This is a genomic window from Staphylococcus massiliensis CCUG 55927 (genome assembly GCF_000298075.1).
In the GTDB taxonomy this organism is placed as follows: Bacteria; Bacillota; Bacilli; order Staphylococcales; family Staphylococcaceae; genus Staphylococcus; species Staphylococcus massiliensis.
Genome location: NZ_JH815593.1, coordinates 1,284,042 through 1,305,601, shown reverse-complemented (window position 1 = coordinate 1,305,601; position 21,560 = coordinate 1,284,042). Strand labels below are relative to the sequence as shown.

Genomic DNA, 21,560 nt, shown 5'->3' with positions numbered 1-21,560 from the left:
CTACAGTTATTACATCTTTATTAAATTGCTTATATCTAAAATAATTCATAGAGAACGCTCCTTTTTTGTTAAAATTATACTATAAAATTAACTTTGCAACAGAACCTAATAGTACAACACGCATTTAATGCCGTCATTACAGGGTTCCCAACCATTTTTCTAGAGCAAATGAGCGCAGCAAATGGTAGGAAAATCTTTCAGCTATGCTGAACACCACCAAGGGTGGTACTGGATTTCCTTATGCTCATGCAAAATATCCTAAGCAAATATCCTAAATATTTGCTTAGGATATTTTGTCATTCTAATTAGTTACAAAATAAGATGTGTATAACGAGCATTTTTAACAATTAGAGATAGCAAATATGTGAAGAAAATGAACATAGAGGCGTATGAATTGAGAACATTTGAGTCAATAAATTTCCAATTCATGTATAGATAATGTGACGCTAATATGAGCATTATCTATACTTTTCTATACAGAAAATGTTCAATTTAAATTTATGTATAGAAAATAATGTTAGACAGATTATGTCTAACATTAAATCGTTTTTTGCTTCTATCCATAAAACTCATCTCACATTTCTATTTAAGTAATAAGATTAAATGAGATTTTTGCACTTTACTTTTATAATTTTGACTTTCTTTATTTGTACTTTTTACATTTTATAATTGAGCTTTTTACCAAAAGTCATTTCACTTATTCCAAAAAAAGAGAAAGCTAATTTACTTTTTATTCAAAACTAGACGGAAAAAAAGAGGAAGTCTATATGACTTCCTTTCTTCCAAGCCTCTCCATTTTGTTGAAGCTTTCTTCTTTAAAAATGATTCCACTATACACATGATAACCCTGTTTAATCATTCCTATTGTTTCATCTTCAATGAAATTTTGTTTAACCAGCGTTTCATGCAATGTATCATAGTCACCAAAATCTACATGATTAAGCAAAGAAGAACGACTACTAACTTTTAGGATCATCATCGAAATCAGTCATTAACATAGCCGCTGGTATATTCACTGTGAGCTGAATAATTTCTTCATCTATTTCATTAATCAACCAAACGGTAGCCCCACCATTTAAATAATAATCTTTGATTGCTTTGTATTTCTTTCAAAATAATTCAATTTTCAACATGCAAATACCTCCTAAAATCATTTGCTATTTTCTAATACGGTCTATGATTTATCATTAATTTGTTAACGTAATAAGTAACGTTTCATCAAAGGTACAGCTTCAAAATAATTTTCGACCTCATTCAAGTTTTTAAAATGAATCGTTTCTACAAAACTTTTCTCAGTTTCTATGTTTAAAATGCTTTTTGTTATTTTTAATGTTTCCAGGATAAAAGTAGTTGTACCGTCAAATGTGACTTCGTTGCCAAAAGTCGATTCAGCGATACTGACTTGATTGTATTTGAATTTATGGTTGAACTGTTGCTCATATTCCTCGGATGTTGCTTCATCAAATTCATTCACAAGATAACGCCACAAAATTGCTTTTAATTGATTATTTTTCATCATGATTACTCCTTTGCCGAATTTATTTTTTATTCATCAACCGATTAAAAATAGAGAGGAAACATACGCTTCCTCTCTTGCATTGAGACCTATAATCGGTCATGAAATGTTATTTCGATGCAGCACAGGTCGAATCTCAGAAGGGACTTGCGACTGATTTTTAAAATATGCCTTATCTTCTTCTAATATTTTTTTAAATTGACTTGGGGTAAATTGATTATGTTCACCAAATGCGTCTTACCATATTTCATTGAAATATTCATCAAAATCAAATTCATTGATGTGTTTTTCATACTCATTAAATATATAAAATCTGAGACCTAACTTTTCATTTTTCAGTTCTTCGATATCTAATTGAATAGGTATCGTTGTATAATTGGGTGCTTCAATGACGGAGAAAATAGAATCACCTTCTTTATATACTTCTGAATTGACACCTGTTAATCCTAAGTCGTCATTGAAATCTGAGATGACTTCTATCAAGTCGACAGAGATACAAGTGCTGGTAACGACATCCAGTTCTTGTTCGATTAATTTGTCTAATTTTTCCATGTCTTTTTCTTTAACTAAAATACAATAAACTCTGTATAGATCCGAATAAGAAACCCAAATCGAATTTTCATTTAGGTCATCAATAAACTGCACGAATTTTCTATAGTCATTGAGATTATGACAGACGTGAGGGTATTTCTGCTCTACCACTTCTAGAAGACCTTCTAATGCTTCTTCACTTGATGGAAAATTTTGTTTCAATGAATGATATTGTCTGCTAGCATTGAACTTTTTATCTCTAATGAATTGCACAATGAAATCCACATAATAATAGTAACGCTTTGTATGATTATTGATGCTGTTTGATTTGATTGTCATATGAACCATACTTCTTTTCTTTTTATGGGTCTTCGGAATATATAGTGGAATTAGCATTTTGATAATTCGAAAAAAATAGTGGTTAAATCGGATTGTTTGGTGGAATGCTAAGGAAAAATAATAATACCACAAAATTATAAATCAAACACGGGTGATTACGGATAGGTAGTCAAACAAGAGGGAATTATATTTTATCTTATTAAGGCGTTATAATGTACTGATAAAAAGATGCTCATATATGAACTTCAGGTTCTTGACACAAAAACTGTTACACTATATAATGTAATTGTGAAATGGAGGAGGAAATAATGTCTGAAAACTGGTGTACACCAAAACCAAAACTAACGGAACGCCCCTTATTAGATACAGAGAACGCTGAAGGTTTAAGTGAGACCTTTAAAATACTTTCTAACGGGACACGGCTTAGAATACTGCATACCTTGCTTCGAACTCCAAATGCATCTGTTAGCGAGGTGGCAGAACAGCTTGAAATGAAACCTCAAGCCATTTCCAACCAACTTCAACGATTGGTTGATAAAGGCATCGTTCGCAGTATTCGTGAAGCCAATTTTATTCGGTACCGAATTGTTGATAATTGCGTCGTTAGTCTATTAGATCGAGGTTGGTGTTTAACCGAAGATTTACCTAAATAATAAGGAGGAGTTTAGTATGGAAAAATGTGCGAGACCGAACTGTAATTGTCTTCTTGGGGAAACAAAAGTAGAAGAAGCAGGAAAAGTTTACTGTAGTCAAGAATGTGTAGACAACTGTACTGATGAAGTTTGCGAGTGCAAAGATTGTAGCTGTGCAACTGCATAATTTAATAATTGTGAGGTTATCCCGTGTAACTATGGGATAACCCTTTTTATTGTAGGATAGTGAATGATAGGCTTTTTGTTTTCAATCATATAAATGCTTTATGAGATTGATGTTAGTAAAATAATTAGCAATGATAATTTCAATATCAAATCTATATTTAATACTATAACACCACAGAGTAGTAAAGGATGAACAATATGTCAGACTTATTATTACTACCAGATCTTAAAACAATAGAACCACCACAAGAAAATGAATCCGACATGATGTTTAAAGTGGAAGCAACTTTTCCACCAGTACGTTGCCCTCAATGTGGCTTTGACAGGCTATATAAACATACATCAAGAAAGCAACTAATCATGGATCTGCCTATTCGTTTAAAGCGAGTAGGATTACAATTAAACCGCAGACGTTATAAATGTCGTGAATGTGGCACAACTTTTTGGGAACGCCTTATATCCATTGACGAAAAGCGTAGTATGACTAAAAGGCTTATAAGGTCTATTGAAGAACAATCTCTGTCTAAGACCTTCGTAGACGTAGCTGAAAGTGTTGGTGTAGACGAGAAAACTGTTAGGAACATCTTTAAAGACTATGTGGCATTAAAAGAACGTGAATATCAGTTTGAAACTCCTAAATGGCTTGGTATTGACGAAATACACATTATCAAGAAACCTCGTCTTGTATTGACCAATGTAGAACGTAGAACTATATATGACATAAAACCCAATCGTAACAAAGATACGGTCATTCAACGCCTTTCTGAAATTAAAGACAATACATATATCGAATATGTCACAATGGATATGTGGAAGCCCTACAAAGACGCAGTTAATACAGTTATACCTCACGCTAAAGTAGTTGTAGATAAGTTTCATGTAGTCCGAATGGCTAATCAAGCCTTGGATAGTGTTAGGAAGTCTCTTAAAGCCAATATGACAGCCAAAGAAAGTCGTACCCTTATGCGTGAGAGGTATATCCTTCTTAAACGAAAGCATGACTTGAATGAACGAGATTCATTCCTTTTGGATACTTGGTTAAGTAATTTACCTGAACTAAAAGAAGCCTACGAACTTAAAGAAGAGTTCTACTTGATATGGTATACAGATGACCTTGAGCAAGCCAAAGATCGTTACAGGTATTGGAGACAATGCTGTTTATCCAGCAACTCTAAAAACGCCTATAAAGACCTATTAAGAGCCGTAGACAACTGGCAGGATGAAATCTTCAATTACTTTGATAAAAGGCTCACTAACGCTTATACAGAGTCTATAAATAGCATCATTAGGCAAGTAGAACGAATGGGTAGAGGGTACTCATTTGAAGCCTTACGAGCTAAAATAATTTTTAATGAAAAGCTCCATAAAAAGAGGAAGCCACGATTTAATTCAAGTGCATTCAGCAAAGCTATGTTATACGATAGTTTCAATTCGTATCAAATAACAGACCGAGACAAAACAGGCAACTATGGTGTAGATTTTTCCACACTTATTAAGAAATTGGAAAAGAGTAACTTATAGGCCCTTTTCCACCATAAAATCCGAATACCCAATATGACTAATATTTATCATCCTTAAATAGTCTTGTACAAGGGGTGATAAAAATGGAGTGGGCGACACATATTATAGACCAATTGGCAAATATACATTTCTCTATTGCATTAATAGTTAGTTTTTCGGTCGGATTATTGACAAGCTTTAATCCCTGTATGCTAGGGATGGCTTCCAGTATCTTTGCTTTTAAAGGAGAATCTAAAAACAAAAGCATTTTACCCATCACTTTGACTTTTATGATTTCTTTTACACTTACGTTCACGATTCTTGGTGTGGTTAGTATTTTTTTTGGTGAGCAAGTATTAGAATGGACGGAACAATATGAAGATTTATTTCATAATTTTCTAGGTTTCTTATTTTTATTAATTGGATTTTATGTTCTCGGTTTAAGGCTTCATCACTTTCTAGGGTTACTTCCTTTTAGAGTTGTTACCTTTTATTCCAAACCTGAAAAAAACAACAAAAACCTCGTAATCCTATAATGAAGGCTTACTCGTTAGGTACCTTGTTTGGCCTTACACCATCACCATGTACAACACCTATGATTATTGCAATGATCGCCTTCGCATCAATTACTGGGTCATTAGTTAAAAGTACCCTTTTGTTACTAGTATATGGGATTGGACATGGCATGCCCTTTTTGATCATTGGATGGTTGGCTAGGGTATTGAAGAATACCAGATGGATGGTACGGTGGCAGAAACTCTTGAGTAAAGCAATTGGCGTTGGATTATTTCTTGTCGGTTTGTATTTCTTTTTTGAATAGCTATTAAAGAATCGGTTCTCTATATTATGAATGAACCGATTTTTTGTACATTTATATTTGGTTGTTTGTGTTCCTAATTCCACTAAAAATCCTCGTTTTAAACTATACTTTTTCATTTTCCTGTTTTTGTTGCCCCTTACGAGTTTCCAACCACATATCCAATATCATTAAAGCAACACCAGAAACTATGAAAACATCAGCGAGATTAAAGATAGGATAATCAATAAGCCGAAAATCAAGGCTATCTACTACTTCTCCTCTAATCAAGCGGTCAAAAAAGTTCCCTATTGCTCCACCTAGCAACAGTGATAAGGCAAAAGAGATTCGTCGGTTATTCCTTCCTTCTGTTTGTAAATAATAAATGATACCCAGTACAACAATTAACGTTACAATAATAAAAAACCAGCGTTGACCTTGCAAAATTCCAAATGCTGCTCCTTTATTTCGAAGAGAAGTAATATGGAATACTCCTTCCCATAAAGGAATGGTTTGACCTATTTCCATCCATTTGACAATCGCAGATTTCCATAGTTGATCAATGATTAAAACGATGACTGCAATGATATAGTAGATCCTGATTCTCCTCCAATATTCATTATTTTAAAGTATACCATGATATAACGAACAAATGTATATTTTATTGTTGCAATAAAACGTTATGTTATTTATACTAATATATACAAACAATAATTTGAATGTTATTGTATACACTAATTACAGAGGAGGGGTTGTTTTGAGTATTACTTCCATAAATAAAAAAGAACATGATTTAGATGGTATAAAATCAAGGGGAAAAGATGCTTGTGAGACATTTATATTTGACCCAGAAAAGGTTGAGCGCCGTCAGCAGGAAGTCGGTCAAACGGATGGCTTATCACAATTGTTTAAAGTTTTTGCGGATGATACACGGTTGAAAATTGTTTATGCACTTACGCAAGAAGATGAAATGTGTGTCTGTGATGTAGCAACGATTATTGGTTCTACGAATGCTACTGCTTCACACCACCTACGTATGTTACGTAATATGGGGCTTGCCGAGTACCGTAAAAAAGGGAAGATGGTTTTTTATAGGCTAGTAAGTAATCATGTGCATCACCTTATGCAAGAAGCACTACAGTTGAAGGAAAAGAAGTAAATGTGATGAGTGTTGGGAAAAATTAGTTAAAATGTTACAAACAACTCAGTCCTCCGTTTTACGTGATGGAATGCAGTTGCTCAAAAATAAACCATAAAAATTACCTAAGAAAAGACCATTAGATAAAAAATCATCTCAGGAGATTTAAGCCCTGGTATCCACTGGGGCTTAAATCTTGTTTTTTCTCTGAATTGTACCCTGATGGTCCAAATTATTTGTGAAATGGAATGAATTAAAGTAAGGAGAGTTTGTAATGTTCTCATGGACTGTAGTATCTCTTGTGTTACTCACAAGTATAGCTAATCTTGTTGGAGGACTTATTGTCGTGAGAAAAGAATGGTCCCCCAAAGCTCTTACATATTTAATGGCTTTTAGTGCAGGTTTTCTTTTATCCATAGGTATTCTTGATCTAATGCCAGAAGGATTAGAAAATTCACCTGAAAATGGAATCTATATATTAATAGGATTTTTAGTATTATTTGCCTTTCAAAGAATCCTCACAACTCATTTTCATTTCGGCTATGAAACACATGAGGATAAACTCAGTAAAAAAACGGGCGGTTTAGGTGCCTTTATCGGAATGACCATTCATAGTTTCTTTGATGGGGTCTCCATTGTTGCGGGATTCGAAGTAAGCAGTGAATTAGGTTTCCTTGTGTTTGTTGCTGTATTACTTCATAAAATACCAGATGGCTTAACCATTTCTTCGATTGTTCTTGTAGTATTTAATGACAGGAAAAAGGCGTTTATTGCCTCTGCAGTACTGGCTTTGGCTACTATATTTGGAGGGGCTTTAGTATGGCTACTCAGTGACACAGAATTTGCAGCTGAAGTACTTGGCGATTCTTTTGCAAGAATTGCTTTGTCATTTTCAGCAGGTGTTTTTCTATATGTTGCAGCAACGGACTTACTTCCAGTTGTTAATCAATCTGAAAATCGAAAAACTGGTCTTTACGTTTTGCTTGGTGTAGCCGTTTTCTATATAGCTTCTTGGATCATAGGAGTTGTTGGGTTGGAATGAAAATATTAAAGGAATAGCCTTGAATAATCAGTTGAGGAAATTAAACAGAAAAGTTGAGTTTAGTCTTAGCAAAAAAAGAAATAAAATATAATCAAATAATCATTTGACTATCTATATGTGTGGATATATAATAGCAACAGAACATAACGTAATATTCAAATGAATATCATAATGAGAGGTGGCCAAGAATATAGGAATTCCACATGCATTGATTGATAAAAGATACATTAGTTAATTAAGAAGGAGGTTATTAAATATGAGTGAAGCAACGAAGCCATTAGAGAAGAAATATGTCTATCGTGTTGATGGATTTTCATGCGCAAACTGTGCAGGAAAGTTTGAAAGAAATGTTAAAAAAATTCCGGGAGTAGAGGATGCAAAAGTAAATTTTGGAGCATCCAAAATTTCCGTTTACGGAGAAGCAACGGTTGAAGAATTAGAAAAAGCAGGTGCCTTTGAGAACCTTAAAGTGGCTCCAGAAAAACCTAGACGGCAGGCTCCGCAAGAGGTTAAAAAAGACAAAAATATATATCGTGTTGAAGGGTTTTCATGCGCAAACTGTGCAGGAAAGTTTGAAAGAAATGTTAAAAAAATTCCGAGTGTGGAGGATGCAAAAGTAAATTTTGGAGCATCTAAAATTTCCGTATACGGAGAAGCAACGATTGAAGAATTAGAAAAAGCAGGTGCTTTTGAGAATCTTAAAGTGGCCTCTGAAAAACCTGTACGGCAAGCTACACAAGAGATTAACCAGGAAAAAGAGGATGAAAAAGAAGAAAAAGTGCCATTCTATAAAAAGCACAGTACTTTACTCTATTCGACCTTATTGATTGTTTTCGGATATCTTTCAGTCTTTGTTAATGGGGATGAGAACATTGTTACTACATTATTATTTGTAGCATCGATGTTAATAGGAGGATTATCGCTTTTTAAAGTTGGTTTCCAAAACTTGTTACGCTTTGAATTTGACATGAAAACACTTATGACTGTTGCAGTTATAGGTGGTGCGATTATAGGAGAATGGGCAGAAGTTTCTGTTGTTGTCATACTCTTTGCAATTAGTGAAGCTCTAGAACGATTTTCTATGGATAAAGCGAGACAATCAATTCAATCATTAATGGATATTGCACCTAAAGAGGCACTTGTTAGACGAAAAGGTCAAGAAATGATGATTCATGTAGATGATATTGCAGTTGGAGATATTATGATTGTCAAACCTGGTCAAAAGATTGCCATGGACGGGATGGTTGTAAGTGGGTACTCTGCTGTTAATCAAGCTGCCATTACAGGTGAGTCAGTCCCTGTTGAAAAAGCGGTTGATGATGAAGTATTTGCAGGTACTCTAAATGAAGAAGGATTACTTGAAGTAGAAATAACTAAATTAGTAGAAGATACAACCATTTCAAAAATTATTCATCTTGTAGAGGAAGCACAGGGAGAACGAGCACCATCTCAAGCCTTTGTAGAAAAATTTGCGAAATATTATACTCCGATCATCATCATCATAGCTGCGTTAGTTGCTGTAGTTCCACCATTATTCTTTGGGGCTAGTTGGGAAACATGGGTTTATCAAGGTTTAGCTGTTTTAGTCGTTGGTTGTCCATGTGCGTTGGTTATTTCCACCCCGATTTCGATTGTTTCAGCAATTGGAAATGCAGCGAAAAAGGGTGTCCTAATAAAAGGTGGCGTTTATTTAGAAGAAATGGGTGCCTTAAAGGCCATTGCTTTCGATAAAACAGGTACTTTGACAAAAGGTGTCCCTGTTGTAACTGATTTCAATGTGTTGAACAAACAGGTAGATGAAAATGAAATGCTATCCATTATTACTGCATTAGAGTATCGTTCTCAGCACCCTCTTGCATCAGCAATCATGAAAAGAGCAGAAGAGGCGAATATTTCTTATTCAGATGTTGTGGTAGATGACTTCTCTTCCATTACAGGAAAAGGAATTAAGGGTACTGTAGACGGAACGACCTATTATATTGGAAGTCCAAAACTATTTAAGGAACTGTCAAACTCTAGTTTTGATAAGAATTTAGAGAAAAAAGTTGCAACTCTTCAAAATCAAGGGAAAACTGCTATGGTTGTTGGAACTGACAAAGAAATACTAGCTATTATTGCAGTAGCAGATGAAGTACGTGAATCAAGTAAAGAAGTCATTCAAAAACTACATCAACTTGGCATCAAAAATACAATTATGCTTACCGGTGATAATAAAGGTACTGCGAATGCCATTGGAAGTCATGTCGGAGTAAAAGAAGTTCAGGCTGAATTAATGCCTCAGGATAAATTGGATTATATTAAACAATTGAAATCGGAATACAACAACGTAGCTATGATTGGCGATGGTGTCAATGATGCACCTGCATTGGCAGCTTCCACTGTTGGAATTGCAATGGGTGGAGCTGGTACTGATACAGCATTAGAAACGGCGGACGTTGCACTAATGGGAGATGATTTAAGAAAACTTCCGTTTACGGTAAAACTAAGTCGAAAAGCGCTAAACATAATAAAAGCTAACATTACTTTTGCAATTGCTATTAAATTTATTGCCTTATTATTGGTTATTCCAGGTTGGTTAACACTCTGGATTGCGATTCTTTCAGATATGGGTGCAACTCTTCTTGTAGCGTTGAACAGTTTACGACTGATGAGAGTGAAGGATAAATAGGTAGAAAACAGAATAGTAAGGTCACGCTGTGCGCAATTCAAGGGGGGCTTTTCAATTTGAAGAAAAGTCCTACCCCTAAAGTATAAAATATTGGAGATGGAAAAATGATCGCAACGATACTTACAGCAGCTGCGGTATATGTAGCAACAGGAATTGATTATCTCGTTATATTAATTCTTTTGTTTTCGCAAGTAAAAAAAGGTCAGGTGAAACATATTTGGATAGGACAATATATAGGGACTGCAATTGTTATAGGAGCAAGTCTTTTAGTTGCACAGGGGGTTGTAAATTTAATTCCTCAGCAATGGGTTATCGGACTACTTGGGCTTTTACCACTTTACTTAGGTGTGAAAATGTGGATTAAAGGAGAAGAGGATGAAGATGAAAGTAGTATTTTATCTTTATTCTCCTCTGGAAAATTTAATCAGTTATTTTTGACGATGACTTTCATCGTATTAGCTTCCAGTGCGGATGACTTTTCGATTTATATACCGTACTTCACGACCTTAAATATGTCTGAAATCTTTATTGCTGTTATTGTCTTTATGATTACGGTTGCTGTTTTATGTTATGTCAGCTATCGCTTAGCTTCCTTAGATTTTGTATCAGAAAAAATTGAGAAATATGAACGTTGGATTGTACCTATTGTATTCATTGGGTTAGGGATTTATATATTGTTTGAAAATGGTACATTTAACGCTTTATTCTCATTTCTTTAACAATCGGAACGCTTTCTCTAATAAGAATCAGCGCTCGTTTGACATATAAGACCGCCTTTTGGGAGTCACGATAGAAGTCCAATTTCTTAATTTTAGAACTGAGAAATTGGACTTCTATATACCTCCTGACTCTAACCTTATTAACTTGTAATGCAAAATAACGATTAAAATAGGTGCAAAATAACTCCTAAAGTGACAAGCTAAGCATATCAATACATATATAATGTCTATTTAGGGTCTACCCTAATCGAACCATTATCGATGCTAGCAAAACAGTATTTCTGTATGTATGATTAGAGTACTAAAAATGTTCGTTTTTGATTCTATATATCGTCTGGCGTGTAATACCAACTTCTTTTGCTATAGCACTAATAGACTTGCCCTGTTTAAGTAATTCAACAACTCGATAATAAACTAAGCGTTTTTGCGGATCTTTAGCATGAGGAGAATAAAGTACAGGACGTCCCTTATAAACACCTTTTTCTTTAGCAACTTTAATTCCCTGTGCTTTTCGACGTTTGGTTTCGTTCCTTTCTTGTTCTGAAATTATTGCTAAAATTTGAATGATTAAATCTTTCATAAATTTATCCAGTAACGGATTGCCAATGACTTCATTCATCATGGGCAAACTTGTTATCATGAGTTGAACTTCCTTTTCTTTTAAGTAGTTAACAGTTTGAATAATCTCATCATAATTTCGTCCTAATCTATCAATTGATTCAACCACTAAACGGTCACCCATTCTCACGAAATTCAACATTTCTTGAAAAACAGGTCTGTTTTTAATAGACTTACCTGATTGTTTTTCGGTGAAAATTTTTTCAGCTCCAATAATATGTAAATTTTCGATTTGTCTATCTAAATTTTGATTTGCGGTTGAAACTCTTGCATATCCGATAATCATTTTTACCCCCCCCTTATTGCCATACACCCTAATCATACAAATAAAGGCTATATGTGACTTTACCTGCTAATTTAGAATAACTTTTCTTGATAAATGATAAAGCTCAATACATTCACTATTCCGTTTTATATTTTTCGAAATTCCATTGATAAATTATAAAAAATCCCCTCATTTTCATTAAAACCATTTAATTTTTCTAAACAAATGGCCACTCTCATTATTGTGGATATGAGAGTGGCCATAAATTTTATTTGTTTACTTGTCTATTTAACAAAGGGGATCCTCATTGCATTTATCAATCACTAACTAAATACTTTAAAGAACTAAAATGAAAGATATTAACGAGATTTAAGTTCGTCAGTTGTCATCCATTTGTGATTTTTAACCATTTTATCGTTTTCGGTTGATTTATAATCCACCATATAAACGGTTGTTTTTTCTACATCATTAATTTGAGCTTCTGCACCTTTCATACCAGGCATATGGTCAGCTTCTAATTTAACTGTATCACCTTTTTTAAATCCATTTTTAGGGGCATCTGCAACTTCTTCATTAACGACCCATTTGTGGTTATTTACTTTCTTATCACCATTTTCAGGTGTATAACTCACTACATAAGCATAGGTTTTGTAAGCACCTTTAACCGTCCCTTTAGCATTTTTCATGCCGGGCATATGTCCTGCTGTAATAGTAACTTCATCCCCTTTTTTAAATTTACTATCGTCTGTACGCTTCATATCATCTGGAGTCTTGCTTTCACTTTTATGTTCCATGTGTTCTTCTCCTTTTTTATCTTTAGAACCATTATTTTCTTCTTTACTACCCGTTGAGCAAGCTGATAATACTAATCCTGATGCTAATATAATAAATCCTAATTTTTTATACATATTTTAAAATTCCTTATTAATTATTTTGTTACTTTTACTTGTCCCATCATGCCATTATCTTCATGTTCAAGAATGTGACAATGGAACATATATGTTCCACTGTTTTTAAAAACAACTTCTATTTTGGCTTTTTGACCAGGTTTTAACGATATAACGTCTTTTTTTCCTCTCATATCTTTTGGAGGTGCTTTCCCATCCACTGATACAACTTTAAATTGGGTTCCATGGATATGAAAGGGATGCTTCATACCTCCCATTTTGTCTTTAACATTCTCAATTTCCCAAATCTCTTTTTGATTTTTCTTTTGTGTAAAATCTATTCTGTCAGGGTCGTACTTTTTATCATTAATAGTAACCTTATCATCCATACCTTCTAGTTTGATTTTTTTGTCTACTTTAGAAGTTGTCTCTTTATTATCTTTCGATTCTTTGTAATTTATTGGTAAAACCACGGTATCTTCGTTATCAACAAGATCAACTTCTTCACCTTTAATTTTAGATAAATCGACTATTATTTCTTTTCTTTCAGAAGGCGCTAGATTGATTTCATTTAACTGTTGTTTTTCCTCTAAATAACCACCATCAGAGGCAATGTATTCAAAACTTTGGTTGTTACTTAATTTAAGGTTTAAATCTCGAGCGTTAGAACCATTTAAAAGTCTTAAACGAACTTTTCCTTCTTTGGTTGTTAGTTTAGGATTTACTTTCCCATTAACAACTACTATATCACCTTGAGTCCCATCTATATCTTTTGTTTTTGAATAATTTAATTTTTTTGATATAAATGTTTTATCTTGAATAACTATCGGTAAATCATTTTTCCCATATTCATTAGGGTAATTTAAATTTTCATTATCTTCTATATATAATAGGCCAGATAATCCATTGTAAACTTGCTTAGCAGTATTTGGAGAAGGATGAGGGTGATACCATAAAGTGGCAGCTTCTTGTTCGACTTCAAACTTAATTATTTTTTCTTCCCCTGGTTTTATAACCTGAGAAGGGCCACCATCTACTTTTCCATCTATCTCAAGACCATGCCAATGAAATGTCGTATTTTCATCTAAATTATTAACTAATTTAATTTTTACTTTTTCACCTTTTTTAAGTTTTAAAGTTGGCCCAAGTATACTTCCATTATAACCTAAAGTATCAGAAAAGCTTCCTTTATAAAATTCTGTCTTCCCTTCCTGAGCCTTTAATATATAATTCTCATAACCATCTTTATCTTTTTCTGACTTTAAAACTTTAGGAAAAGTTATTTCATTTTCTCCTTGTGAAGAATTAAGTTTTTTTCTTTCATCATGTCCTCCCATATCCATTTCATCATTCTGTTTTTGTTTGTCTTCTGTCATATTCATGTTCATGTTCTGCTTACTTTCTGCTAATATATCATTAGATAATATAAGTAACATGGAAAACAAAGCAGCAAGAACTGTAAATATTTTTATTTTCATCCATTTTATACCTCTTTTATTTTAATTTTAAAGTAAAGGCATTAATTGCAACAATAACCGTACTTAGTGACATTAAAATAGCACCTATTGCAGGTGATAAAATCAAGCCGATAAATGCTAAAATACCAGCTGCTAAAGGTACAGCAACAATATTATAACCTGCACCCCACCATAAGTTTTGCACCATTTTTCTCATAGTATTATTTGAAAGGGTCAAGAAATGAATGATATCTGATGGATTACTTTTAACAAGTATGATATCACCTGAATCCACTGCAACATCTGTACCTGCACCAATTGCTATACCAATATCAGCTCTTATAAGACTCGGCGCATCGTTGATACCGTCTCCGACCATCATGACTTTATTACCGTCACTTTGATAATCTTTTATAATGCTTTCCTTATCTTCTGGCATGAGTTGTGCGTGGACATCACTAATACCTAATTCTTTTGCGACAGCGTGTGCCACTTCATTATTGTCACCTGTAAGCATGACTGGTGTAATATTTCTTGATAGTAAATCAGCTACCATTTGTTTTGAGCTTTCTTTAATTTGATCTCCTTGAGCAATCATGCCAATGACTTGTTGATCCTCAATTAAATAACTGATTGAATTACCTTGTTGAGCTAATTTAGTAAACAAGTCATCGTCATAATTAAGTTTATGTTTATCAAGATAAGAGACATTTGTTATTTTATATTTTTTATTATCAATTAGACCTTCTAATCCGACACCTGGAATATTATTAACGTCTTGTGGGTTAGTGAATGAAACATTTTTACTTTTCGCAAAATCAACAATACTTATAGCTAATGGGTGATTAGATTGACTTTCTAATGAGGCGAAAAGGCTTAATATTGTATCATTACTCAAATCATTTTTAAAGCTCTCATAATGATTCACAGAAAAGTTACCCTCAGTTAAAGTACCAGTTTTGTCCATCATTACATAATCGATATGTTGAGCTATTTCTACAGACTCTCTATTTTTAATAATTAAACCATTATGTGCGCCAATTGAAGTAGAACGTGCAGTGACTAAAGGTATTGCCAAGCCTAAAGCATGTGGACAAGCAATGACTAACACAGTTACAAGACGTTCTAATGCAAAATCAACATCATTTTGAATGAGCATCCAGACAATAAAAGAAATCACGCCAACAATTACAGCAAAGTAGAATAAATAACCCGCTACTTTATCAGATAACAATTCAGCACTAGATTTATCATTTTGTGCTTGATTAACAAGTCCCATAACTTGAGAAAGATATCCATCTTCTCCCACAGCTGTAACCTTGACTTGTATTGTTCCAGACCCATTAATAGAACCCCCGATGACGTTGTCATTTTGATTTTTTTGTACTTTTTTAGATTCTCCAGTGACTAGGGATTCATCTATAGATGTTTGTCCTTGAACGATAATACCATCTGTTGGAATGCTTTCTCCGGCTTTTACTTCGACGATATCATCAGTCATGATGTCTGATATTTTAACTTCTTCGCGTTGGCCATTATCCATAACTTTAATAGCACTATTAGGTAACAGTTCTGCCATTTTCTTTAAAGCATCTCCAGCATTTCCGACAGCATTCATTTCTATCCAATGTCCTAATAGCATAATTAAAATTAAGGTTGCTAATTCCCAAAAAAAGTCCATTGTATGACCAGTTGCACTACTAAAGTTATTCATATAAAAAGCATACAAGCTATAAATATAAGCTACTGAAATACCTAGGGCAACTAAGGTCATCATGCCTGGTTTTTTTGTAGCAATTTCATCTTTACCACCAGACAAGAACGGTTTACCACCATAAAAGAATAAAATTGTACTTAATATTAACACTACCCATTCAGAACCTGGAAATGTGAATTGAAAAGGTAAGTTAACACCCATCATTGGCGATAAAAGAATGATAGGTATTGCAAAAATTAATGAAACAAAAAACTTAACTTTAAAATTTCCATGATGATGTGCATGGCCACTATGATGATGATGTGAGGCATGGTTATCATGATGCATTTGATTTGAATGATTCATGTGATTTTGATGATTATGCTCTTCACCATTATTATTCAAATTAACCCCTCCTAATGAAAATGTTATAGTAAAGTTACTTATACTATAACATATACCCACCCAGGGTATAAAGGTTTTCGATTTATCTCCTTTTATGGATTTATATAATTCCGAATCTTATGTCTACACGTCCTACATTAGACCTTGTCATCGATGTTTAGAATAATGTTTTAATTAAAAGATCTAATCTTAACTATTGCATGACAATACATTCTGACCAAGATTAGCATTACGAACACAAGTCATATATTAATATTCTTAAAGAAAATAAGGCATTTCAAAGTATATTAATCATTTTTTAATTCTCAAATTCTACGCCACAACAGAAGCATTTTATTAAATATACTTTATTTGTGCACGCTTCTGCGTATCGGTTAATGATGTGGTTTTTAATTAACGCCTTTTTGTTATAAGTCTTAAAGAAATACTAAACAAGCAAAATAATTTTTCTTAACTGAAACGAAAGAACGACAAATTCCATACTATTACATTGGAATTTGTCGTTCATTTATTAGAAGCATATATTCTACAGACTTCTAAATTAATTGTTACAACAATTATTATTGTCTTGCTGTTCTTTTTCATCTTTCTCTTTCTTTTCTTCAATTTCTACCGAACAGCATGATTGATCCTGAGGTTTCATTTTATTTAATATATCTTTAATTCCCATTAGCTCACCTCCTTTAAATAATGATGTTTACAATCAAACCTGTAACGATAGCTACAACTAAAATTGCAATAACGAATGATAATACAAAATTTCTTTTGAATAATTTAATACGACGTGGGGGTATATACCATTTGACTTTTTTATTTTGTAGTGTACAGAAAATAACTGTTTTCTGGACACTCTTGTGTATATTACTTTTTTATTAGTATCTTGTAAAAAGAGAAAAAATCATGTATGATTAATATATCAAAAAAAGTTGATTTATTGTTTCAGTATCTTATAAAGGAGTTTTGTTTTATGAGGGTAAATCATGCAAGTACATTATCAGTTGATTATTTTGTTAGTTATTTAAATTTAATTATGATATCAAGAGAAGTCAATTTAAAAGAAGCTACTTTATATATGAAGAAAGAGTTTTTTAAAGGAGAAACTGATAAATATGGTAAAGTGACAGAAACTCATTTTAATCTAGCAATAAAGAAACTTAAACAAAATTAGAAGTGTTTAAAAGTATAAAAGGAGTGAACTTTCAATGGAAGTTATTAAATCCAGTCCTAATAGAACTGTTGAAGAACAATTAGATTTTTATGAACAGATGTTTAATGCACTTGCTGATAAAATTAGACTTAAAATTCTACATTCAATACGACAAAGCAATACAAAATCTTTGTGTGTATGTGATTTAGAGGAAATATTAGAATTAAAACAATCAAAACTTTCTTATCATTTAAAAAAATTAGTGGATGCCAATATTCTTATTGCTGAAAAGCATGGAACATGGAACTATTATAAAATTAATAAGCAACAAATACAGGTAGTTTTGAATGAAGATACTTGTTGTAATATACTATGAGTGTCTTCTATATAATATAAAATTAATCAATTTCCTTTGATGTATAAATCAAGAAAAGTTGATTAAATAATTTAGGAGGCGTTATACTGATGTTAGATTCAATCATAGAATTTTTAAAAACTTTTTTGATATTGTTTTTTGAACTATTATTACTATTCATTATCGTGAGCTTTATTGTAAGTCTCATTCAACAAGTAGTTTCAGAAGAAAAAATCAAAAGACTTTTGAGCAAATCCAATCAAACAATTAGTTATATGTTGGGGATGGTGTTTGGTGCTATGACACCGTTTTGTTCTTGCTCTACAATCCCGATACTCGCAGGTCTATTAAATTCTAAAGTACCTTTTGGTCCAGCAATGAGTTTCTTAATTGCTTCGCCATTAATGAATCCACTAATGATCTTTATGCTATGGGCTTTATTAGGTTGGAAAGTTGCTGTTGTTTATTTTGTAGTACTAGCCATTTTTAGCATTTTAACAGGTCTAGTATTTTCTAAAATGAATTTATCTGAAAGTTATAAAGGGGTCAATGTTAAAGGCGATGGTTTCTTTGCTAATAAAACAGGATCTCGTTTTAAACAAGCATTAAACGATGCGTGGGCATTTTTATACCCAATGTTACCTTATCTATTTATTGGTGTGTTTATTGGTGCCTTTATATACGGATTCGTACCTGAAACATTTATAACTAAATATGCAAGTGGAGATGGCATTATATCCGTATTCATTGCTTCTGTTGTCGGTATTCCTATGTATATCAGACCTGAAACAATGTTACCTATCGCTGAAGCATTAGCATCAAAAGGAATGTCGTTAGGAACAGTTGTTGCGTTGATAATTGGTGGCGCTGGCGCAAGTATTCCAGAAGTTGTATTACTATCTAAGTTATTCAAGAAAAAATTTGTAATATCATTTGTTATCGCAATTTTAGTTGTAGCTATTGCTACCGGCTTAATTGTTAATATGATTATTTAAATTTAAGGGGGATAAATTAATGAATCAAGAAGCATCAGTAATCAGTAGATATGGAAATGCTGCAAAAAATCATGAAGAAAATTTATGTTGTCCAGTAGAGTATGATACGAAATACTTAAAAATCATACCCGATGAAATCATAGAAAAAGATTATGGTTGTGGCGATCCTTTAGGTAAGATTCAAGAAGGAGATACCGTTTTGGATTTAGGTTCTGGCGGAGGTAAAGTTCCTTATATAGTTTCGCAGATTGTCGGTGAAACAGGTAAAGTTATTGGCGTAGATATGAATGATGATATGTTAAATCTTGCTAAAAAATATCAGAATCAAATGATTGAAAAAATTGGTTATGACAATGTCAGTTTTTATAAAGGAAAGATTCAAAATTTAAAATTAGATTTAGAAGTATTGGATAAATATTTACAAGAACACCCTGCTAGCGATTTAAATACTTATCAATCTATCAATCAATATATTAATTACTTAGAAAACGAAATGACTATGATAAAAGATAATACCATAGACGTGGTTATATCTAACTGTGTTCTAAACTTAGTTTCAACTGAAGAAAAAGAGGCACTTTTCAAAGAAATTTATCGTGTTTTAAAAGATGGTGGTAAAGCTGTCATCTCAGATATTGTTTCTAACGTAGAAGTTCCTGAACAATTGAGACAAGACGAAGACTTGTGGAGTGGTTGCTATTCAGGCGCTATTGAAGAAAAAGCTTTTGTTGAAGCTTTCGAAAAGGTAGGCTTTTACGGTGTGGAAATAGATAAACGTGAAAATACATGGACTACTATAGAAGATATTAACTTTAGAAGCATGACCGTTATAGCTCATAAAGGCAAAGAAGGACCTTGTATTGATAAAGGACAATCTGTTATATACAAAGGCCCATTTAAACATATTGAAGATGATGATAATCATATTTTTGAGCGTGGAGAAAGAGCCTTTGTATGTGAAAAAACATTTAATATATTACAACAATATCCATATAAAGATGTCTTTGAATTTATTAATGAAAATGAAGAAGCAATTGATATAGAAAAATGTTGCGATACATCATGTGGTTGCTAAATAACAATTAAAGGAGGTGTTAAAATGGAAAAAAACGCATTTAAAAAAGCTATTTCTAAATTAAAGCCTAAAGAGCAAGCTTGTTGTTCCGTGGAGATTGAAGAAAATAAAGAGAGCAAAAAAGAGAATACAAATAAAGATCAACAGAATAATAAAGGTTGTTGTTAATGCCGTATCATTAACAATTAAATTAGGGAGCATAAAAGTATGCTTCCTTTTTTTGGAAGTGCTGAAATGATTAAAAACTTAGCTGACTTTACCGAAGAAGCACGTCAAAAAGCTATGGAAAGGTACTATACACTCGAACCTTATTTTAAAAAATTAAAATCAGTAAGAGTAGTTAGTGAATCAGAAAAAGTACCAAATCGTACACTTTATAATTGGATTAGTAGATACAAAAATGATGGATTAGCAGGTCTTATAGATAAAACGAGAAAAGACAGACATCGTATAAAGGTAGATGAAGATACTATCAATTTTGTTCAGAATGAGTATTTTAGTAATAGAGGAATTTCGGTTCTGTTGCAAAGTTAGATAAATATAGCTAATTACCATTTTGTCATGTCGTTGTTCCCTTAACTGGCTAACATATGCCTAATTTCGTGGCATGGCGAAGATCCATAGATCTGAAGAGACCTGCGGTTCTTTTTATATAGAGCGTAAATACATTCAATACCTTTTAAAGTATTCTTTGCCGTATTGATACTTTGATATCTTGTCTTTATTACTTTAATATGACGGTGATCTTGCTCAATGAGATTATTCAGATATTTCGATGTACAATGACAGTCAGGTTTAAGTTTAAAAGCTTTAATGACTTTAGCCATTGCGACCTTCGTTGAAGGTGCCCGATCTGTAATTAACTTTTGAGGTTTACCAAATTGTTTAATGAGACGTTTGATAAATACATATGCTGAATGTTTATCTCGTTGCTTACGCAACCAAATATCTAATGTATGTCCCTCTGCATCAATGGCACGATATAAATAGTTCCATTTTCCTTTTATTTTGATGTACGTCTCACCAATACACCATTTGTAATAAGCTTTTTTATGCTTTTTCTTCCAAATTTGATATAAAATCGGGGCATATTCTTGAACCCAACGGTAGACTGTTGAATGATGAACGTTTACATCACGTTCCCTTAATATTTCAGATATATCACGATAACTCAATGCATATCTTAGATAGTAGCCAACGGCTACAGTGATAACATTCTTGTTAAATTGTTTATATCTGAAATAGTTCATACAAAAGACTCCTTTTTATTAAAATTATACTATAAATTCAACTTTGCAACAGAACCCTTTGTTTTCTATCCCTTTTCATTCGCTACCTCTTCCCATTGTATAATATATAGTTTTACAAAATATTATACGATACCAGTTAACGTAAGTATACACTTTTTAATTTTATTTTTTATATTATCGAAAACAAAGAGAGAATGATTAAAATGGTTATATATATTTGATTAAGTTATAGACAGATCTATTGATTTTATAGAGGAACCTGAGCAATAAAAAATTTTAAAGATTATTACAAAAAATGTACTGAAATCTTGTAAGTATATAAATTTTCCTATTTTAAAAAACC

The 21,560-nt window shown here is 32.7% G+C and carries 23 protein-coding genes and 1 pseudogene; 14 read left to right on the top strand and 10 right to left on the bottom strand.

What is annotated here, in order from left to right; all coding sequences use genetic code 11:
• Positions 1–1,195: 1,195 nt before the first annotated feature.
• Together A33S_RS0106535 and A33S_RS0106530 are read right to left on the bottom strand one after the other, a co-directional pair.
• A complete protein-coding gene (locus A33S_RS0106535; protein ID WP_009384784.1) occupies positions 1,196–1,516 on the bottom strand; it encodes a hypothetical protein in 321 nt (106 codons plus the stop codon).
• A gap of 237 nt (positions 1,517–1,753) precedes the next feature.
• On the bottom strand, positions 1,754–2,386 hold the full coding sequence (locus A33S_RS0106530) for a hypothetical protein (RefSeq protein ID WP_009384782.1): 633 nt from the start codon (positions 2,384–2,386) through the stop codon (positions 1,754–1,756).
• A 308-nt stretch (positions 2,387–2,694) separates the two neighbouring features.
• Between A33S_RS0106530 and A33S_RS0106525 the strand changes: the two genes are divergently transcribed.
• The 4 genes from A33S_RS0106525 (at position 2,695) to A33S_RS12625 (ending at position 5,524) form a co-directional block, all read left to right on the top strand.
• Positions 2,695–3,039 carry an ArsR/SmtB family transcription factor gene (locus A33S_RS0106525; protein ID WP_002454662.1) on the top strand — a complete coding sequence of 115 codons (345 nt, stop codon included), beginning with the start codon at positions 2,695–2,697 and terminating at the stop codon, positions 3,037–3,039.
• 363 nt (positions 3,040–3,402) lie between these two features.
• On the top strand, positions 3,403–4,725 hold the full coding sequence (locus tag A33S_RS0106515; RefSeq protein ID WP_017176654.1) for an ISL3 family transposase: 1,323 nt from the start codon (positions 3,403–3,405) through the stop codon (positions 4,723–4,725).
• Positions 4,726–4,808: 83 nt separating this feature from the next.
• On the top strand, positions 4,809–5,240 hold the full coding sequence (locus A33S_RS0106510; protein WP_009384777.1) for a cytochrome c biogenesis protein CcdA: 432 nt from the start codon (positions 4,809–4,811) through the stop codon (positions 5,238–5,240).
• On the top strand, positions 5,240–5,524 hold the full coding sequence (locus A33S_RS12625; protein WP_081502238.1) for a cytochrome c biogenesis protein CcdA: 285 nt from the start codon (positions 5,240–5,242) through the stop codon (positions 5,522–5,524). Before A33S_RS0106510 ends, A33S_RS12625 begins: the two co-directional genes overlap by 1 nt.
• A 102-nt stretch (positions 5,525–5,626) precedes the next feature.
• Here A33S_RS12625 and lspA read toward each other — a convergent pair whose 3' ends face one another.
• The gene (gene lspA / locus A33S_RS0106500; RefSeq protein WP_162129658.1) at positions 5,627–6,103 is read right to left on the bottom strand and encodes a signal peptidase II; all 477 of its coding nucleotides are present in this window, start codon (positions 6,101–6,103) and stop codon (positions 5,627–5,629) included.
• Between the two features lie 154 nt (positions 6,104–6,257).
• Between lspA and A33S_RS0106495 the strand changes: the two genes are divergently transcribed.
• From A33S_RS0106495 to A33S_RS0106480, 4 genes are all read left to right on the top strand, one after another.
• Entirely contained in the window at positions 6,258–6,659 is a 402-nt protein-coding gene (locus A33S_RS0106495; protein WP_002454665.1) for an ArsR/SmtB family transcription factor, read from the top strand.
• Positions 6,660–6,912: 253 nt separating this feature from the next.
• Positions 6,913–7,680, top strand: a complete 768-nt coding sequence (locus A33S_RS0106490; protein ID WP_002454666.1) for a ZIP family metal transporter — start codon at positions 6,913–6,915, stop codon at positions 7,678–7,680.
• Positions 7,681–7,936: 256 nt separating this feature from the next.
• On the top strand, positions 7,937–10,348 hold the full coding sequence (locus A33S_RS0106485) for a heavy metal translocating P-type ATPase (RefSeq protein ID WP_009384768.1): 2,412 nt from the start codon (positions 7,937–7,939) through the stop codon (positions 10,346–10,348).
• A 104-nt stretch (positions 10,349–10,452) separates the two neighbouring features.
• Positions 10,453–11,067 (top strand): CadD family cadmium resistance transporter, encoded by a 615-nt coding sequence (locus A33S_RS0106480; protein WP_002510812.1) that lies wholly within the window; start codon positions 10,453–10,455, stop codon positions 11,065–11,067.
• Positions 11,068–11,368: 301 nt separating this feature from the next.
• On the opposite strand, the gene A33S_RS0106475 is transcribed toward A33S_RS0106480, so the two are convergent.
• The 6 genes and pseudogenes from A33S_RS0106475 to A33S_RS12220 form a co-directional block, all read right to left on the bottom strand.
• On the bottom strand, positions 11,369–11,971 hold the full coding sequence (locus tag A33S_RS0106475) for a recombinase family protein (protein WP_009384765.1): 603 nt from the start codon (positions 11,969–11,971) through the stop codon (positions 11,369–11,371).
• A 338-nt stretch (positions 11,972–12,309) separates the two neighbouring features.
• Positions 12,310–12,858 (bottom strand): DUF1541 domain-containing protein, encoded by a 549-nt coding sequence (locus A33S_RS0106470; RefSeq protein WP_009384763.1) that lies wholly within the window; start codon positions 12,856–12,858, stop codon positions 12,310–12,312.
• A 20-nt stretch (positions 12,859–12,878) separates the two neighbouring features.
• A complete protein-coding gene (locus A33S_RS0106465) occupies positions 12,879–14,315 on the bottom strand; it encodes a multicopper oxidase family protein (protein WP_017176652.1) in 1,437 nt (478 codons plus the stop codon).
• Between the two features lie 16 nt (positions 14,316–14,331).
• Positions 14,332–16,395 (bottom strand): heavy metal translocating P-type ATPase, encoded by a 2,064-nt coding sequence (locus A33S_RS0106460; RefSeq protein ID WP_009384759.1) that lies wholly within the window; start codon positions 16,393–16,395, stop codon positions 14,332–14,334.
• Between the two features lie 541 nt (positions 16,396–16,936).
• A complete protein-coding gene (locus tag A33S_RS12580) occupies positions 16,937–17,065 on the bottom strand; it encodes a hypothetical protein (protein ID WP_009384758.1) in 129 nt (42 codons plus the stop codon).
• Positions 17,066–17,078: 13 nt separating this feature from the next.
• Positions 17,079–17,171: pseudogene (locus tag A33S_RS12220) on the bottom strand (permease); the annotation flags it as partial.
• A gap of 191 nt (positions 17,172–17,362) precedes the next feature.
• Between A33S_RS12220 and A33S_RS0106450 the strand changes: the two are divergent.
• The 6 genes from A33S_RS0106450 to A33S_RS0106425 all read left to right on the top strand — a co-directional run bounded on the left by A33S_RS0106450 (position 17,363) and on the right by A33S_RS0106425 (position 20,501).
• Positions 17,363–17,563 (top strand): hypothetical protein, encoded by a 201-nt coding sequence (locus A33S_RS0106450; RefSeq protein ID WP_009384757.1) that lies wholly within the window; start codon positions 17,363–17,365, stop codon positions 17,561–17,563.
• Positions 17,564–17,597: 34 nt separating this feature from the next.
• Positions 17,598–17,918: an ArsR/SmtB family transcription factor gene (locus A33S_RS0106445; protein ID WP_009384756.1), complete on the top strand. Its 321-nt coding sequence runs from the start codon at positions 17,598–17,600 to the stop codon at positions 17,916–17,918.
• Positions 17,919–18,007: 89 nt separating this feature from the next.
• Entirely contained in the window at positions 18,008–18,892 is an 885-nt protein-coding gene (locus A33S_RS0106440; RefSeq protein ID WP_009384755.1) for a permease, read from the top strand.
• 19 nt (positions 18,893–18,911) lie between these two features.
• Positions 18,912–19,967: a methyltransferase domain-containing protein gene (locus tag A33S_RS0106435; protein ID WP_009384754.1), complete on the top strand. Its 1,056-nt coding sequence runs from the start codon at positions 18,912–18,914 to the stop codon at positions 19,965–19,967.
• Between the two features lie 24 nt (positions 19,968–19,991).
• Positions 19,992–20,135, top strand: a complete 144-nt coding sequence (locus A33S_RS12405; RefSeq protein WP_009384753.1) for a hypothetical protein — start codon at positions 19,992–19,994, stop codon at positions 20,133–20,135.
• Between the two features lie 39 nt (positions 20,136–20,174).
• Positions 20,175–20,501, top strand: a complete 327-nt coding sequence (locus tag A33S_RS0106425; RefSeq protein WP_009384752.1) for a helix-turn-helix domain containing protein — start codon at positions 20,175–20,177, stop codon at positions 20,499–20,501.
• A gap of 41 nt (positions 20,502–20,542) precedes the next feature.
• Here the strand turns inward: A33S_RS0106425 and A33S_RS0106420 are convergent, their stop codons facing one another.
• Complete coding sequence (locus tag A33S_RS0106420; RefSeq protein ID WP_009384751.1) at positions 20,543–21,217, bottom strand: IS6 family transposase; 675 nt, start codon at positions 21,215–21,217, stop codon at positions 20,543–20,545.
• Positions 21,218–21,560: the final 343 nt, after the last annotated feature.

Excerpts from the sequence above, each read along its gene's own strand:
- A33S_RS0106475 (WP_009384765.1), bottom strand. The coding sequence starts at position 11,971 with ATGATTATCGGATATGCAAGAGTTTCAACCGCAAATCAAAATTTAGAT.
- A33S_RS0106530 (WP_009384782.1), bottom strand. The coding sequence starts at position 2,386 with ATGACAATCAAATCAAACAGCATCAATAATCATACAAAGCGTTACTAT.
- A33S_RS0106450 (WP_009384757.1), top strand. The coding sequence starts at position 17,363 with ATGAGGGTAAATCATGCAAGTACATTATCAGTTGATTATTTTGTTAGT.
- A33S_RS12580 (WP_009384758.1), bottom strand. The coding sequence starts at position 17,065 with ATGGGAATTAAAGATATATTAAATAAAATGAAACCTCAGGATCAATCA.
- A33S_RS0106525 (WP_002454662.1), top strand. The coding sequence starts at position 2,695 with ATGTCTGAAAACTGGTGTACACCAAAACCAAAACTAACGGAACGCCCC.
- A33S_RS0106420 (WP_009384751.1), bottom strand. The coding sequence starts at position 21,217 with ATGAACTATTTCAGATATAAACAATTTAACAAGAATGTTATCACTGTA.
- A33S_RS12625 (WP_081502238.1), top strand. The coding sequence starts at position 5,240 with ATGAAGGCTTACTCGTTAGGTACCTTGTTTGGCCTTACACCATCACCA.
- A33S_RS0106510 (WP_009384777.1), top strand. The coding sequence starts at position 4,809 with ATGGAGTGGGCGACACATATTATAGACCAATTGGCAAATATACATTTC.
- A33S_RS0106465 (WP_017176652.1), bottom strand. The coding sequence starts at position 14,315 with ATGAAAATAAAAATATTTACAGTTCTTGCTGCTTTGTTTTCCATGTTA.
- A33S_RS0106435 (WP_009384754.1), top strand. The coding sequence starts at position 18,912 with ATGAATCAAGAAGCATCAGTAATCAGTAGATATGGAAATGCTGCAAAA.
- A33S_RS0106445 (WP_009384756.1), top strand. The coding sequence starts at position 17,598 with ATGGAAGTTATTAAATCCAGTCCTAATAGAACTGTTGAAGAACAATTA.
- A33S_RS0106440 (WP_009384755.1), top strand. The coding sequence starts at position 18,008 with ATGTTAGATTCAATCATAGAATTTTTAAAAACTTTTTTGATATTGTTT.
- A33S_RS12405 (WP_009384753.1), top strand. The coding sequence starts at position 19,992 with ATGGAAAAAAACGCATTTAAAAAAGCTATTTCTAAATTAAAGCCTAAA.
- A33S_RS0106425 (WP_009384752.1), top strand. The coding sequence starts at position 20,175 with ATGCTTCCTTTTTTTGGAAGTGCTGAAATGATTAAAAACTTAGCTGAC.
- A33S_RS0106535 (WP_009384784.1), bottom strand. The coding sequence starts at position 1,516 with ATGAAAAATAATCAATTAAAAGCAATTTTGTGGCGTTATCTTGTGAAT.
- A33S_RS0106485 (WP_009384768.1), top strand. The coding sequence starts at position 7,937 with ATGAGTGAAGCAACGAAGCCATTAGAGAAGAAATATGTCTATCGTGTT.
- A33S_RS0106490 (WP_002454666.1), top strand. The coding sequence starts at position 6,913 with ATGTTCTCATGGACTGTAGTATCTCTTGTGTTACTCACAAGTATAGCT.
- A33S_RS0106470 (WP_009384763.1), bottom strand. The coding sequence starts at position 12,858 with ATGTATAAAAAATTAGGATTTATTATATTAGCATCAGGATTAGTATTA.
- A33S_RS0106480 (WP_002510812.1), top strand. The coding sequence starts at position 10,453 with ATGATCGCAACGATACTTACAGCAGCTGCGGTATATGTAGCAACAGGA.
- A33S_RS0106515 (WP_017176654.1), top strand. The coding sequence starts at position 3,403 with ATGTCAGACTTATTATTACTACCAGATCTTAAAACAATAGAACCACCA.